The organism is Qipengyuania intermedia, from assembly GCF_019711615.1.
Classification (GTDB): Bacteria; Pseudomonadota; Alphaproteobacteria; order Sphingomonadales; family Sphingomonadaceae; genus Qipengyuania; species Qipengyuania intermedia.
Map to the genome: position 1 here is coordinate 1 of NZ_JAIGNS010000002.1, position 14,721 is coordinate 14,721.

The window sequence follows — 14,721 nt, forward strand, 5'->3', positions numbered from 1 at the left end:
TGGAAAGGGCCTCGCATGGAGCGGGGCCCTTTCTCGTATCTCGATTCAAAAATTGCGCGTCCGGATTCGGACCGTGCGCAATCCCGCAACCTGAAATTTGCCCGCAAAAATTTTTTCGCATTTTCATTTTGGGGCTTGCGCAGCTGCAAAGTCCAGCTTGGTCCACGCGTCGCTGCGTCGCATCAATGTGATACACCTGACCAATGGCGCGGCTTTGCGCATTAATTTAGCCTTTACCCTCTTGCACGCGAGTCCGCTCTGATTCACTATCTAGTGGTCGGTCACCGGGGGGTACCCACAAGACCTAGAGATTTCGGCATTCGTCCCCATATGGGTTGAGTGTCGTTTTCCGGTCGGCCCTGTGGGGAAAAGGGGGATAAGTTTTCAACCCGAAGACCGGCAAAATTGCTAGGCAGGACACACCGCTTGGCGACTCGAACAAGAGCCGGAAGGCAAGCGGGCAACGACCCGCTGCGCAACAAACGAGAGTGGGGCACGACATGGATTTCAAGAGCGGGGACGAAGCGGCGATGGGACTGGATCTGGACACTCAGGACAGCGACGAAGACACCGCACCCGCCAAGAAGCCGGCCCCGAAAAAGGACGCGGCGGAAAAGGCAGTGACAATGGACAAGCAGGACAAGGGCAGCGAAGAACTGGTCGCCGAAGCCGCGGGCGAAGCGATGGCCGGTGCCATGGCCGAAGTTGCCAAGGCGGCCGCCGTGAAAGAGGATTCCAAGAAGGTCCTCGACCGCCGGTTCAACGTGAAGACCGACAGCTCGCGCGATGATCTGCTGACCGTGTTCGGCAAGGAAACGCTCGAAGACCGTTACCTCCTCCCCGGCGAAAGCTACCAGGACCTGTTCGCGCGCGTCGCCGATGCTTTCGCGGACGACGCCGACCACGCGCAGCGTCTCTACGATTATATCTCGCGCCTGTGGTTCATGCCCGCAACGCCGGTGCTGTCCAACGGCGGCACGCAGCGCGGCCTGCCCATTTCGTGCTACCTTAACTCGGTTTCCGACAGCCTCGACGGCATCGTGAACACTTGGAACGAGAACGTGTGGCTCGCCTCCAAGGGCGGCGGCATCGGCACTTACTGGGGCAATGTGCGCGGCATCGGCGAGCCGGTCGGCCTCAACGGCAAGACCAGCGGCATCATTCCCTTCGTCCGCGTTATGGACAGCCTGACGCTCGCCATCTCGCAAGGGTCGCTGCGCCGCGGTTCGGCCGCCTGCTACATCGACATCACCCACCCGGAGATCGAGGAATTCCTCGAAATCCGCAAACCCTCGGGCGACTTCAACCGCAAGGCGCTGAACCTGCACCACGGCGTGCTGGTCACCGACGCCTTCATGGAGGCGGTCCGCAATGGCGAGGAATTCGATCTTCTCAGCCCGAAGGACGGTTCGGTCCGCAAGACCGTGGATGCGCGCGGCCTCTTCCAGAAGCTCGTCGAAACGCGCCTTGCCACGGGCGAGCCCTACATCGTCTTCTCGGACACGGTGAACCGCATGATGCCCAAGCATCACCGCGAACTCGGCCTCAAGGTCTCGACCTCGAACCTGTGCGCCGAAATCACCCTGCCGACCGGCATCGACCACCTCGGCAACGACCGCACCGCAGTGTGTTGCCTGTCCTCGCTCAACATCGAGAAGTGGGACGAGTGGAACGAAGACAAGCAGTTCATCGAGGACGTCATGCGCTTCCTCGACAACGTCCTGCAGAACTACATCGACCGCGCGCCCGAAGAGATGGCCCGCGCCAAGTATTCGGCCATGCGCGAACGCTCGGTCGGGCTCGGCGTGATGGGCTTCCACTCTTTCCTCCAGCAGAAGGGTATCGGCTTCGAAAGCCCGATGGCCAAGGTCTGGAACCTGAAGATGTTCAAGCACATCCAGGGCAAGGCGTCCGAAGCTTCCATGCTGCTCGCACAGGAACGCGGCGCATGTCCCGATGCGGAAGAAATGGGCGCGATGGAGCGGTTCAGCTGCAAGATGGCGATCGCACCGACCGCGTCGATCAGCATCATCTGCGGCGGTACCAGCGCCTGCATCGAGCCGATCCCGGCGAACATCTACACGCACAAGACGCTGTCCGGGTCCTTCGTGGTCAAGAACCCGTACCTGGAAAAGCTGCTCAAGAAGAAGAGCAAGGACAGCACTGCAGTCTGGAACTCGATCCTCGAGCAGGGCGGCAGCGTTCAGCACCTCGACTTCCTGACGCCGGAAGAAAAGGCCGCGTTCAAGACCAGCTTTGAAATCGACCAGCGCTGGCTGCTCGAATTCGCTGCCGACCGTGCGCCCTATATCGATCAGGCCCAGTCGCTGAACCTGTTCATCCCGGCAGACGTCGACAAGTGGGACCTCATGATGCTGCACTTCCAGGCGTGGGAGAAGGGCATCAAGTCGCTCTACTACCTGCGCTCCAAGAGCGTGCAGCGCGCCGGTTTCGCAGGCGGCGTCGAAGCGGACAACACCGCCGATGCAGCGAAGTACGAACTGGCTGCCGGCGCCGAGCAGACCGACTACGAGGAATGCCTCGCCTGCCAGTAAGAGAGCCCTTGGACGGGTAATAAGACGTGCGCCGGGACATCTGATGATGACCCGGCGCGCTCTTTTTGTGGGCCTTGCCCTTTTCTCGCTTGCGGGGCACCTATGGCGCGATGGGTCTGCAGCGCATCCTTTTCATCACGCCTAACTTTCCGCCCTTTGCCCAGGCTGGCGCCGCGCGGACGGGGGCGCTCGCGCTCCATTGGGCGCGGCAGGGGCATCAAGTTACCGTGATCGGCGCGCGCATCGGCACGGCGAGCGGTATCCATTCCCAGCTCGACCATCCGAACCTCGTTACGCACTTGCTATCCATCGACAAGTCGGAAGCACAGGGTTCGCAAAGCAGAGACGAGGGCAGATCCACCACCGGAAGTAAGCCCGGCAAGCTGAAACGCTGGCTATGGCTCGCCAAGCAGATGCCCGACCGGTTTCACGCGCACTGGGTGCCGCGGGCGGTGCAGAGGGCTGTCGACCTTGGTGGTGGTGACGCATTCGACCTCGTCTATTCCTCCGGACCGCCGCACTCGGCCCATATCGCGGCGAGGCAGATCGCTGCGGCGACGGGCCTGCCCTGGATATGCGAGCAGCGCGACCTGTGGGTCGATAATCCTTATAGCGAACGGCACCCCTTCCTCACCCGCTATTACGAATGGCAGGGACGCAGGGTGCAGCGCGATGCGGACGCCTTCGTCGCGGTGACAACCGGCGCGCGTGCTGCGCTGGCAGAGCAAACCGGCAAGGAAGTCGTGCTGGCGCGAAATGGCTGGGTCGAAAGCGATTTCGCAGGGCTGGAAGCAGCGCCCGCCCCCCTCGATCCCGAACGCCTCACGATCGTCCACGCGGGCTTGATCTATGCGGAGCGGCGCGATCCCAAGGCGCTTTTCGAAGCGATCGCCATGCTGGGCGAGGACCGGCACAAGGTGCGCGCGATTTTCTATCACGACGAATACGGCTTCCTCGACCAGCGCATCCGCGAATACGGCGTCGCCGATAGTGTGGAAGTACACGATTTCCTGCCGCGCAGCGAAATCCTCGCGGTCGAGCGTGCGGCGGACGTGTTGCTCATGTGTCGCTGGCCGCATCCGGCGGAAGACGATGTCATACCGGGCAAGCTGTTCGAATATATCGGCGCGCGGCGCCCGATCCTGGCCACCGGTCTCGAAAGCGGGGAGGCGGCGAAGATCGTGAGGGAAGGCGACTTCGGATTGGCCACGCAGGACGCCGGCAAGATCGCCGGTCAGTTGCGCGGCTGGATCGCCAGCAAGAAGGCGGGTGGCGGCCGGATACCGGATTTGCCGAAAGATGCGGCCATGAATTACACGCGCAACGAAGCATTCACTGCCATCGACGAGCTGATCGGGCGCTTCGCCAGCGCGTGATCAAGCATGCGAGAGGCCCCGACTGCGCAAAGCAGCCGAGGCCGTTCGATTGTCACTAAGGTGCCGGACTAAACGTCCGGGCTAGGCCGATTTAGGCGTCCTGCATGACTGCCTTGTTGCCCAGACCTTCGGGAATGCGTGCGCTTTCCTTCAGGTAAATGCGATTGTCGTCGATCTTGTCGACATCATCCAGCGAAAGGAAGTGGTGCATGTCGTCTGCACTGTCCGACTTCGTCAGCTTGATGGCGTCGTCCTGGACCGCATCGACCGTACCGACGTGCTGCCCTTCGTAGTTGGCGACTTCCATGTGTTCCTTGATGCGAATCTTCTCGAACATAGTGTACTTTCTGCCCGGATAACCGAGCGTTTTGAGTTGGTTATACCCTATTAACGGGCGGCAACGAGATACGGTCCACGCTTCGTCGAGGGTCGTGCACGGCTCAGAGGATAGTCACGCGACGGCAGCATCTGGGACGCGCCGAGCCCTCCGGCAGCGAAGCGGTAGGGCGGAAAAACCCGCCCTCGAGCAGCGCAGCGATAGGCCACAAAAAATTGACGCCCCAACCTCTTGCGAGGCGGGGCGTCGGGGATGCGGAGCCGAAGCCCGCAAAAGGGGAAAAACCGGACCATGGCCCGCTAGTCCCCGAACTGGTAAGGCTCAGCTCTCGCCGAGCGGTCGGTTGGCATCGGCCTTGGCGCGCTCGTCCGGCTGGCCGGAAATCTCGCCCGGCTGCGCATCGGCGCTGCCCTGTGCGAGCGGCTGGTTGCCGAGATCGCCGGTGGCGACATCCTGTTCCATCGTGCCGTCTTCATTGCGCGCATTGCCATAGCCACGCTGCGCCTGTGCATCGTCGGACTGTTCCTGCTGGCGGGTTTCGCCTTCGCGCGGACCGGTGCGTTCGAGGCCGAAGGGTTCATGCCCTTGGTTGAGCGTCACGTCGCGGCTGTCGTTGGGTTCATACTGGCCCATGGGGTCTCTCCAAAAATCTGTCTTTGTCTGTCTTCACCCAACCAACCCGCCACGCCCCGGCGTGTTCCGGCAGCTTGTCGCAAACCGTGCACAGATTTTGCCGTCTTATCCCCGCGTAATTCTTTCCCCTTGCTATCGAATCGCAGCCATGATTCCTTATATAGGACGTCCAGCTGCCAACCGGAGAAACACAAGATGTCGTTGCTCGAAGCCCGCAAGACCTACAAACCCTTCGAATATCCGTGGGCCTACGACTTCTGGAAACGCCAGCAGCAGATCCACTGGATGCCGGAAGAAGTTCCGCTGGGCGAAGACTGCCGCGACTGGGCGCAGAAGCTGTCCGAGCACGAGCGCAACCTGCTCACGCAGATCTTCCGTTTCTTCACCCAGGCCGACGTCGAGGTGCAGGATTGCTACCACGACAAATACGGCCGCGTGTTCAAGCCGACCGAGATCAAGATGATGCTGACCGCCTTCTCCAACATGGAGACGGTGCACATCGCGGCATACAGCCACCTGCTCGACACGATCGGCATGCCGGAAAGCGAATATTCCGCCTTCCTCGAATATGAGGAAATGGCCGACAAGCACAATTACATGCAGCAGTTCGGCGTCGACAACGATGAAGACATCGCCCGCACGCTGGCCATGTTCGGCGCCTTCACCGAAGGCATGCAGCTGTTCGCCAGCTTCGCGATGCTGATGAACTTCCCGCGCTTCAACAAGATGAAGGGCATGGGCCAGATCGTCAGCTGGTCGATCCGCGACGAAAGCCTTCACTGCGAAGGCATCATCCGCATGTTCCACGAATTCGTGCGCGAGCGGGACTGCCTGACCAAGGCGGTCAAGGAAGACATCGTCGACATCTGCCAGAAGACCGTGCGCCTGGAAGACAACTTCATCGACCTCGCCTTCGAAATGGGTCCGGTGTCCGGCATGACGCCCAAGGACATCAAGAAGTACATCCGCTACATCGCCGACTGGCGCCTGGGCCAGCTGGGCATGCAGCCGATCTACATGGTCGACGACCACCCGCTGCCCTGGCTCGCCCCGCTGATCAACGGTGTGGAGCACGCCAACTTCTTCGAACAGCGCGCCACCGAATACTCCAAGGGCGCGACCAAGGGCGACTGGAACACCGTCTGGTCTAGCTTCGACAAGCGCCAGAGCGCCAAGGCCGCGAACGAGGAAGAAACCACCGACGACGGCCCGGGCCTGTTCGGCGACGAAGCTGCAACCGAAGCGGCTGAATAAGGCAAATCCTTCCGGCCGGCATTTGCTCTAGATCGGGCATCGCCGGCCGGACTTCACACTCCCCGCACTTCGTGACATATTCCTCGTTCTCGGGTCGCCGGAACCGGGGAGGGCCGATTATGCCTGTCGGAGTGGGGCGACGCGCGCGCAGTATCGAGGAATTCGGGGCGAACATGGGGGCCTTGGCAGGGCTCACGCAGCCTGAGGCGCGCCATTCCATCGTGCCGCGCCCGGACGATGTCTACATCACCAGCTGGGCCAAGAGCGGGACGACGCTCTCCCAGCAGATGTTCCACCAGCTTCGCATGGCGCACCTTACCGGTGCCATCGACATGGACTTCACCGACATCAGCGGCGTGGTGCCGTGGGAAGACACCGCGACCATGATCGACTTCGACATGCATGCACCGCAAAAGGCAGCCCCGCGCGGCTTCAAATCCCATCGCGAGTACGAACGGCTTCCGACAGGTTCGCGCTATGTCGTGACGCTGCGCGATCCGCACGAGACCTATGTTTCGATGTACCGCTTCTTCGACGGGTGGCATCTGGAAAAGGGCGCGCTCGCGCTCGATGAATTCATGCCGTTATGGCTTGGCGGTGGCCCGGGCGGCTGCGACTATTTCACTCACCTGCTGAGCTGGTATGCGCGCCGGGACGAGCCGGACACGCTGCTCGTCACCTATCGATGGGTCGTCGAGAACAAGCGGCGGATGATCCGCGAAATGGCCTCGTTCCTAGGCATCGATGCAAGCGACGACATGGTCGAAATGGTGGTCGATGCCACCGACCGCGAATTCATGCACCGCCATAAGGACCGGTTCGACGATGCGCTGGTGTGTGCAGTGATGGACAGGCATCTCGGCATTCCCGCAAATAGCGATTCCACCAAGGTGCAGGCCAGCGGAAGCGATGCAAAGGTTCTCCCGGCCTCGATCGTGCAAGAGATCGATGCCATGTGGGCAGAGCGCGTTGCACCGGTGACCGGCCACGAAAACTTCGCCTCGCTCAAAGAGGAGATAGACGCGCGTTTTTCCTAGGAAGCGAAATTGCGCGTCACTGGCACCAGTTGACGCTCCCCATCCAGCCATTCCCCTCGGCCAGCCCGGCGTCGATCATGTGGTCCGCCAGTCGCTCGTCGCCGCGGTAGGCGGCGCGCAGTTCGCGGCCGTAGCGGTCGCGGGGTGGATCCTGGCCGCCAGTCCAAGCGAAGCGGCCTTGCGATAGCCATTGGTGGAGGGCCGTGCGGGCCTCGCGCGCCTTGACCCGCTCGGCCTCGCATTCCCCGTCCATCTCCGGCGCGTCGAACCCGGTGAGCCGGATGCGCCGCTCGCCGACCCGCACCGTGTCGCCGTCGACCACGCAGGCCCCCCAGCCTTCACCGCACAGGCCGAAGCTCGATGCGACTTCGGTCACCTCGGGGCGCGGGCCGATGCGGTCCTCGAACAGGACCCAGGCACCCACCAGCACCAGTGTGAGAACGATGGTCACGCCTCCACGCCAGCCGCGCCTGCGCGACCTGCGCCTCACCGGCTTCCGGTAAAAGCGGGGCACGCGCCTTTCCGGCCTGCACCTGAAGGGAAGGATTTTGCCCACGCCCTGACGATAGCCTGCTCCACACCGGCAAGAAACCCGGCGGTGCGAGTGCGTTTCCTTAACCTTGTGCGGGCTAGGATGGATGCATGCTGCTGGAATTGCTCACCTATTACCTGATCGCGATCAATTTCGCGATCTTCGCCGCCTTCGGTATCGACAAGGCGCGAGCCGAAAACGGCCAGTGGCGCATCAGCGAGGGGACATTGCTGCTTATGGCAACGATGGGTGGCTGGCCCGGGGCATGGGCGGGACGCTCGGCATTCCAGCACAAGACCCGCAAGCAAAGCTTCAACGAAGGCCTTCGGGTTGCGACCATGGCACCGATGGGCATCGCGGCTTTCGGCTATTTCATGGCCCCCACCATCTTCGAAACCGAAGAGGCAAGGGCAGAGCGCTTGGCCGTGGAAGCATCGGTCTATTATGCGGGCTGCAACCAGGTACGCGCAGCGGGCAAGGCTCCGCTTCACAGGGGTGAACCAGGCTATCGCATCGGCATGGACGGCGATGGCGACGGCACCGCTTGCGAAGACTATTATTGAACTGCGCGCTCGTGAATTTGATCTGCCGCAAAGAAGGGGCGGATAGCGCGGCCTATGGCTGGGTCAACGCACACAGCCAAGGATGCAATCATGTCGCAGCACACGCCCAATGAACTGACCAAGATCTTCGCCCGCGACCGGGACCTCGTCACGCGATTGAAGCAGGAGGACGCGCATTACGCGCGGCTGGCGGACGAATATCACGAGGTGAACCGCGAAGTGCACCGCATCGAGGCGGAATCCGAAGCCGCCAGCGACGAGCGCGCCGAGCAGCTGAAGAAGAAACGCCTCGGCCTCCTCGACGAAATCACCGCGATCGTCACCAAGGCCAGAGCCGCCTAGCGCTACGCCTCCCCGGCAACTCGCACCAAACGGGCCAACGGCCCGCAAGGCCGACCGGCCGCCCGCAGCGACGCGACCTTAAGGTCGCACGAGCGAGGATAGCCAAGTCTGCGAACGCCCCCGCCGGCGCTTGAGGCGCAACAAACACTCTGCCTGAGGCCAACCAACAAATGTCGTAAACCAACAATACCGCATCTGCGAAGGCGGGGTATTTCCTTCGCACAAGCACAAAAGACGGCGTCGCTGGTCCCGAGTTTGAATGCCCGAGAGCGGAGCCTTGCATGCCTGTCGAATTCACCCTGCTGGAATGGTTCGTCTATTACCTGATCGCGATCAATATGGTCGCGTTCTTTGCGTTCATGGCGGACAAGGTACTGGCAGAAAACGGCGGCTGGCGGCTGAGCGAGGCGAGCCTTCTGGGCTGGGCCTTCGCGGGCGGCACGCTGGGTGCCTATGCCGCGCGCGCTCTGCTGCGCCACAAGACGCGCAAGGAGCCGTTCTCCAACCGGCTGCACGCCATCGCCTGCATACAGGTGATCGCCTTCGCCACGCTGATGCTGTGGTTCACGACGCGGTGACGGAATGACGAGTGGCCGCAAACCTGCGCGGATTTCGGAGACTACGTTCGCTGACGGACGCTTGCAGCTTCACCCATTGGCGCGTCTGAAGAAAGAGCGCTGGCCGTGGGTGGTCTTGCTGCTTTCCCCATGGCAGGCATCGCTGTCGCTGCCTTGTGGCATTTCCTGATCGCTTGATATTGTGCATTGCTGATGTATATCGGCAATACACATGAACAGGAGGTACCATGTCCGCCATTGCCGCATTCCTGATCGCCCAGGCCGCCACTGCTGCCCCGACGGTCACCCCGCTTCCGGCAATCGATGAAATCCGGACCCGCATCGAAAGGAATGACTCCCGTCTGTTCTGGGGTTTCTTCGAGGGATGCGACCCCGATGCGGTCGAGCAACTGCTGCATCCCGACTACCGTATGATCCACGATCTCGCCGGCATGCCGCATGACAGTGCGAAAGCGATGGTCGGGCAGGCTCGTGAACAGTGCGCCCGCCGCGCGCCAGGTGGCGATGCGGAAGGATACAGGAATCGCAGGCTGCTGGTCCCTGGCAGCCGTTCTATAGAGCGGCTCGGAGACTGGGGCGCGCTGGAGGAGGGCTATCACACATTCCACGAATGGAGCGTCAAGGAGGAGGAATGGGTCCAAACGGGCGGCGGGCGTTACCTCCATGTCTGGCAATGGATGCCCGAAGAAGGGCGCTTCCGCCTGCTGGAAAGCCTGAGCATCGATCACGGGCCGGCGCCGCAATATCCGCCAGTGGAGAACTGAGTCGCGCTTTCCTACTTCGGGGCAAGCTGCTTTCGTGATGCCATGCCCCACCGCCCTTCCATGGCCCGTGTCCCAGCCGGATGCGGGCCGTTTTGCATCGGCGAAGGTTTTATTGCCAGGACCGTGTTCCACCCGTTCCACTCTGTCGGAGCTGCGCGAGGGTCACTCCAACTTTGGGGCCCGGGCCTACCAGCCCCAGGCGGGCGGGGGCGGGGCGACGGTATCGCTGGCGTTGAACTCCACCCGGAACAGGCGGGTCGGATCGTTGCGGCGGGTCAACTGGTAGGCGAAGCGCGCGCTTTCGGCCTCGGCGTGGTCGACCTCCACGCGCCAGACGTTGGTGAGCGATGCGTCCAGCCCCTCACGCTCGAACAGGGCGATGGAGAAGGCATCGACCGGGAAGTCCTGGATGCGCGGCGTCCCGCCCGACAGCGTGTCGCCGCCGTATTGGGTGACCGCATCCTCGCTGCCGTCCTCGTGACGGTGGTCGTGCTTCAGGCGCAGGCCGTCCGCGGTGCGGCTGACGAGCCAGGTGCGCGAGCGGTTCCAGCCGCCAGGAGCCCCGGCATCCTCGACATGGAAGGCGATGGCGACACGCGTGTCGGAGCAATCGGCCCAGTGCGCCACCATGCGCTTGCCCGCCCAGTCGGCGTCGCGCTCGTCGCTGCTGGCAAGCCCGCCTTCGTAGGCATTGCCGCAATGGCTGGAGAGCGCGTCCCAGAAGCGCTCCTGCGACGGGGCGAGGCGGGGTACGTCCGGCGTGCTGGCACAGGCGGCGAGGGCGATAAGCGGGGCGAGGGCGAGGGCTCTGATGTGGGTCATGCGCAGGCTGTGCCACTTCCGGCCTTTGCGCTCAAGCAAGCCCGTTTCGGAACGGGTGGGAGGGGCAAGGCATTGGACAGGAAAGCAAGAAGGAGTTCCCGATGACCGACCCCGTTCCCGATAGCAAACCCGGTACCCGCTGGCTCTGGGTGGCGCTGATCGTCCTGATGACGCTGGTGTTCCTGTTCTACATTTTCAACACCGATGGCGGCGAAGAGCCGGTTCCGGTTGGCGAGACCACCGGTGAAGTGCCCGACCCGCTGCCGACGACGACCTCGGTCCCGGTTTCGCCCGAAGGCGAATTCGGCGAAGCGCCGGTCAATGGCGAAGACCTCGATCCCGAAGTGGAGATCGAACAGATGCCGGCGCAGGAATAACGCGCCCCCTTTCGCCTGCACGCCGGGCACGCTAACGCCTGCGCTCCCCAGTCACGGGGATGCGCGGGCTTTGCGTATGGATGGAGCACGAGTTTGAGCGACGACACCGGCCAGGCGATGCACGAGGCAAGCACCAAGGCGCAGACGCTGATCGAGGCGCTGCCCTATTTCCAGCGCTATGCCGGGCGCAGTTTCGTCGTGAAGTACGGCGGCAACGCCATGGGCGACGAAGAAGCCGCACGCGAATTCGCCGAAGACATCGTCCTGCTCAAAGCCGTCGGCATCAACCCCGTGGTCGTGCACGGCGGTGGTCCGCAGATCGGTGCGATGCTCAAGAAGCTTGGCGTCGAGAGCACCTTTGTCGACGGCCTTCGCGTCACCGACAAGGCGACGGCGGAAGTGGCCGAAATGGTCCTGTCGGGCGCGATCAACAAGGCGCTGGTGTCCTCGATCGCGCGGGCGGGCGGCAAGGCTGTGGGCCTTTCCGGCAAGGACGGCGGCCTCGTGACGGCGCGCAAGGTCGAACGCACGACCAAGGACCCCGAAAGCAACATCGAACGCGCGCTCGACCTCGGTTTCGTGGGCGAGCCGAGCGCGGTCGACACGACGATCATCGAAACCGCCACGGCGGCGGGCATGATACCGATCATTGCCCCCATCGGTACGGGCGAGGACGGACACACCTACAACATCAATGCCGATACCATGGCGGGCGCGCTCGCTTCGGCTCTCGGCGCTGCGCGGTTGCTGCTGCTGACCGACGTTCCGGGCGTGCTCGACAAGAGCGGCACGCTCCTCACCGATCTCACGCCTGCGGATATCGCCGCGTTGCGCGAAGACGGGACGATCAGCGGCGGCATGATCCCCAAGCTGGAAACCTGCGTGAGCGCGGTTGAGGCGGGATGCGAAGCTGCTGTCGTCCTCGACGGGCGCGTGCCGCACGCCATGCTGCTTGAATTCTTCACCGCAAGGGGCGCAGGCACCTTGATAAGCGCCCGATAGGGCTTGGCTCAGGGCGTCTTGCACGTGTAAGACGCGGCGCTAACGGGATTGCACACACACCAGCGGGATAGACCCTAGTGCTCATCACACTCTACCAGATACTCGAAATGCTCACGAGCGTGTTCGTGATGCTGATCATAATCCAGTTCATCATCGGGCTGCTGTTCGCCTTCAACGTGGTGGGCCGCAACGAATTCCTGATGAGCTTCTATGACGGCATCAACCGCCTGCTCGATCCGGTGCTCCGCCCGATCCGCAACCTGCTGCCGCAAACGGGGATGATCGACTTCTCGCCCCTGGTGCTCATCATCCTGATGAACGTCATCCTTATCGTCCTCGGGAACATCATCTACTCGCTATGACCGCTGAACGTATCGACGGAAAAGCCTTCGCAGCCCTTCTGAGGGAGCGTGTCGGCGCGCTTGCCGGGCAGTTCGAGCAGAAGGCGGGCCGCAAGGCCGGTCTCGCAGTCGTCCTGGTGGGCGAGGATCCCGCCAGCCAGGTCTACGTGCGCTCGAAGCACAAGGCGACGGTTGCTGCGGGCATGGAGAGCTTCGAGCACCGCTTGCCGGTCGACACCAGCGAGGCGGATTTGCTGGCGCTTGTCGAACAGCTGAATGCGGACGATGCGGTCGATGGCATCCTGGTCCAGCTGCCGCTGCCCGACCATCTTGACGAGCAATCGGTGATCGCATCGATCAGCCCGGACAAGGACGTGGACGGCTTCCACGTAACCAACGCCGGAAGGCTTGCCGTGGGACAGAACGGCTTCGTGCCATGCACGCCGCTCGGCTGCATGATGCTGCTGACCGACCGGCTGGGCGACTTGTCCGGCCTTGAAGCGGTCGTGATCGGCCGTTCGAACATCGTCGGCAAGCCGATGGCGCAGCTCTTGCTCGACGCCAACGCCACGGTCACCATCGCCCACAGCCGGACGAAGGACCTGCCGTCGGTGGTGAAGCGGGCCGACATCGTGGTGGCCGCAGTAGGCCGCGCGGAAATGGTCAAGGCGGAATGGCTCAAGGAAGGGGCCACCGTGATCGACGTCGGTATCAACCGCCTGCCCCCTGCCGAAGGCGAGGAGAAGGGCCGACTGGTCGGCGATGTCGACTATGCCGGCGCTGAGGGAATCGCTGCGGCGATTACGCCCGTTCCGGGTGGCGTCGGCCCGATGACGATCGCGGTACTCCTGCGCAACACGCTGGTCGCTGCCCATCGCAATGCCGGGCTGGAAGTGCCGCAGAGCCTGTGAGGATACGCATCGCCTTGGCTGCCTGTGCGCTGGCAAGCGTCGCGGCTTGCGCTCCGCTGCCGAACCAGCGCGATCGTTATACGCGGCTGCTGACCCCGACCGCCGAAGTGAGCAAGGTAATTGCTACCGAACTCGCCTTCGCCCGTGCCGCGCGTGAGGACGGTCAGTGGACTGCCTTCGACGAATACGCAGCGGACGGCGCGCTGATCTTCGGCCGTAACGGCGCGATAGAAGCCAAGCCCTGGCTGAGGTCGCAGGAAAATCCGCCCGAAGCGGTCAGCTGGGAGCCACATCGCGTCTGGTCGAGCTGCGATGGCTCGCTCGCCGTGACGCAGGGTGGCTTCACCGATCCGGACGGCTCGGTCGGGACCTTCAACACGGTATGGCAGAGGCAGCGCAATGGCGACTATCGCTACGTGTTCGACTTCGGCTTCCCGCAGGTGGAGGCGCCCGTTGCGCCCGACATGATCTCGAGCGCGGTCGCCGCGTGCGACGCCAAGGTCGACACCGGCGAGCCGGACAGCGCCATTCCCCTGCGCGTTTCGCGTGACGGCACTCTGGCCTGGGGCTTCCAGACCGTCGGCCAGGGAGAGCGCCACTATGTCGTCTGGCTGGCCGGTGAAGACGGATGGGAGCAGGTCGTGAATATCGCTCTGGCACCGGACGCCGCGCAATGACCCAGCTGTTCATCTCGGCCTTCATCACGCTGTTCGTTGTCATCGACCCGCCGGGTTGTGCGCCGATCTATGCAGGTCTCACCAAGGGGGCGACCCCGGCCCAGCGCCGGAACATGGCCATCCGTGCCTGTTTCATCGCGGCAATCATCCTCTTGATCTTCGCCCTGTTCGGCGAGGACCTGCTGAGCGCGCTGCACATCGAACTCGACAGTTTCCGCATCGCAGGCGGCTTCATGCTGTTCTGGATCGCGTTCGAGATGGTGTTCGAGAAACGGACACAGCGCCGCGAGGAGCGGGCAGAAAAACTCGCTGCAACGCCTGAAGTCGAAGACGTATCGGTATTTCCCATGGCCATGCCGATGCTGGCCGGACCCGGCGCGATCGCGGCGATCATGCTGCTGATGAACGAAGCATCGGGGCTGGAGCAGACGTTCGTGGTACTCGGCGCCCTTGGCGCGGTGCTATTCATCACCATGCTTGCGCTGGTGGCGGCAGGCCCGCTGATGAAATTCTTCGGCGACCGGGTAGAAGCAGTAATCACGCGCCTGCTCGGCGTGCTGCTGGCAGCGCTCGCGGCGCAATATGTGATCGACGGCCTGAAAGGCAGCTTCGGCCTTTGA

At 63.0% G+C, this 14,721-nt stretch carries 19 protein-coding genes; 15 read left to right on the forward strand and 4 right to left on the reverse strand.

From position 1 onward, the window contains the following. The 3 genes from K3179_RS06225 to K3179_RS06235 all read left to right on the forward strand — a co-directional run. Positions 1-225 (forward strand): hypothetical protein (locus K3179_RS06225; RefSeq protein WP_221563110.1); only part of this gene is annotated, 225 nt, incomplete at its 5' end. A gap of 275 nt (positions 226-500) precedes the next feature. After that, complete coding sequence (locus K3179_RS06230) at positions 501-2,555, forward strand: ribonucleoside-diphosphate reductase subunit alpha (protein WP_221563112.1); 2,055 nt, start codon at positions 501-503, stop codon at positions 2,553-2,555. A gap of 110 nt (positions 2,556-2,665) precedes the next feature. Beyond that, positions 2,666-3,931, forward strand: a complete 1,266-nt coding sequence (locus tag K3179_RS06235) for a glycosyltransferase (RefSeq protein ID WP_221563114.1) — start codon at positions 2,666-2,668, stop codon at positions 3,929-3,931. A gap of 91 nt (positions 3,932-4,022) precedes the next feature. Here K3179_RS06235 and K3179_RS06240 read toward each other — a convergent pair whose 3' ends face one another. Next, the gene (locus K3179_RS06240) at positions 4,023-4,268 is read right to left on the reverse strand and encodes a DUF2171 domain-containing protein (protein ID WP_221563116.1); all 246 of its coding nucleotides are present in this window, start codon (positions 4,266-4,268) and stop codon (positions 4,023-4,025) included. 321 nt (positions 4,269-4,589) lie between these two features. After that, positions 4,590-4,901 carry a hypothetical protein gene (locus K3179_RS06245; protein WP_221563118.1) on the reverse strand — a complete coding sequence of 104 codons (312 nt, stop codon included), beginning with the start codon at positions 4,899-4,901 and terminating at the stop codon, positions 4,590-4,592. A gap of 195 nt (positions 4,902-5,096) precedes the next feature. On the opposite strand from K3179_RS06245, the gene K3179_RS06250 reads away from it, so the two are divergent. Together K3179_RS06250 and K3179_RS06255 are read left to right on the forward strand one after the other, a co-directional pair. Beyond that, positions 5,097-6,155 carry a ribonucleotide-diphosphate reductase subunit beta gene (locus tag K3179_RS06250; RefSeq protein WP_221563120.1) on the forward strand — a complete coding sequence of 353 codons (1,059 nt, stop codon included), beginning with the start codon at positions 5,097-5,099 and terminating at the stop codon, positions 6,153-6,155. A gap of 119 nt (positions 6,156-6,274) precedes the next feature. Continuing rightward, complete coding sequence (locus K3179_RS06255) at positions 6,275-7,192, forward strand: sulfotransferase domain-containing protein (protein ID WP_221563121.1); 918 nt, start codon at positions 6,275-6,277, stop codon at positions 7,190-7,192. Between the two features lie 16 nt (positions 7,193-7,208). Here the strand turns inward: K3179_RS06255 and K3179_RS13425 are convergent, their stop codons facing one another. Further along, positions 7,209-7,706 (reverse strand): thermonuclease family protein, encoded by a 498-nt coding sequence (locus tag K3179_RS13425; protein WP_221563122.1) that lies wholly within the window; start codon positions 7,704-7,706, stop codon positions 7,209-7,211. A 128-nt stretch (positions 7,707-7,834) separates the two neighbouring features. Between K3179_RS13425 and K3179_RS13430 the strand changes: the two genes are divergently transcribed. From K3179_RS13430 to K3179_RS06285, 4 genes are all read left to right on the forward strand, one after another. Continuing rightward, positions 7,835-8,287 (forward strand): DUF1294 domain-containing protein, encoded by a 453-nt coding sequence (locus K3179_RS13430; RefSeq protein WP_247712895.1) that lies wholly within the window; start codon positions 7,835-7,837, stop codon positions 8,285-8,287. A 90-nt stretch (positions 8,288-8,377) separates the two neighbouring features. Beyond that, the gene (locus K3179_RS06275; protein ID WP_221563123.1) at positions 8,378-8,629 is read left to right on the forward strand and encodes an HP1242/YdcH family protein; all 252 of its coding nucleotides are present in this window, start codon (positions 8,378-8,380) and stop codon (positions 8,627-8,629) included. 281 nt (positions 8,630-8,910) lie between these two features. Further along, positions 8,911-9,207, forward strand: coding sequence for a DUF1294 domain-containing protein (locus K3179_RS06280; protein WP_221563124.1), 297 nt, complete (start codon positions 8,911-8,913; stop codon positions 9,205-9,207). Between the two features lie 227 nt (positions 9,208-9,434). Continuing rightward, a complete protein-coding gene (locus K3179_RS06285; RefSeq protein WP_221563126.1) occupies positions 9,435-9,971 on the forward strand; it encodes a DUF4440 domain-containing protein in 537 nt (178 codons plus the stop codon). Between the two features lie 186 nt (positions 9,972-10,157). Here the strand turns inward: K3179_RS06285 and K3179_RS06290 are convergent, their stop codons facing one another. Further along, positions 10,158-10,793, reverse strand: coding sequence for a hypothetical protein (locus tag K3179_RS06290; RefSeq protein WP_221563128.1), 636 nt, complete (start codon positions 10,791-10,793; stop codon positions 10,158-10,160). Between the two features lie 101 nt (positions 10,794-10,894). Between K3179_RS06290 and K3179_RS06295 the strand changes: the two genes are divergently transcribed. The 6 genes from K3179_RS06295 (at position 10,895) to K3179_RS06320 (ending at position 14,721) form a co-directional block, all read left to right on the forward strand. Continuing rightward, on the forward strand, positions 10,895-11,170 hold the full coding sequence (locus K3179_RS06295) for a hypothetical protein (RefSeq protein WP_221563130.1): 276 nt from the start codon (positions 10,895-10,897) through the stop codon (positions 11,168-11,170). Positions 11,171-11,287: 117 nt separating this feature from the next. After that, on the forward strand, positions 11,288-12,172 hold the full coding sequence (gene argB / locus K3179_RS06300) for an acetylglutamate kinase (protein WP_221565392.1): 885 nt from the start codon (positions 11,288-11,290) through the stop codon (positions 12,170-12,172). Between the two features lie 77 nt (positions 12,173-12,249). Beyond that, the gene (locus K3179_RS06305; RefSeq protein ID WP_345722256.1) at positions 12,250-12,534 is read left to right on the forward strand and encodes a YggT family protein; all 285 of its coding nucleotides are present in this window, start codon (positions 12,250-12,252) and stop codon (positions 12,532-12,534) included. Beyond that, complete coding sequence (gene folD, locus K3179_RS06310) at positions 12,531-13,424, forward strand: bifunctional methylenetetrahydrofolate dehydrogenase/methenyltetrahydrofolate cyclohydrolase FolD (RefSeq protein ID WP_090476708.1); 894 nt, start codon at positions 12,531-12,533, stop codon at positions 13,422-13,424. The genes K3179_RS06305 and folD overlap by 4 nt, the downstream gene beginning before the upstream one ends. Further along, positions 13,421-14,101: a hypothetical protein gene (locus tag K3179_RS06315; protein ID WP_221563132.1), complete on the forward strand. Its 681-nt coding sequence runs from the start codon at positions 13,421-13,423 to the stop codon at positions 14,099-14,101. The genes folD and K3179_RS06315 overlap by 4 nt, the downstream gene beginning before the upstream one ends. Continuing rightward, positions 14,098-14,721, forward strand: coding sequence for a MarC family protein (locus tag K3179_RS06320; protein WP_221563134.1), 624 nt, complete (start codon positions 14,098-14,100; stop codon positions 14,719-14,721). Before K3179_RS06315 ends, K3179_RS06320 begins: the two co-directional genes overlap by 4 nt.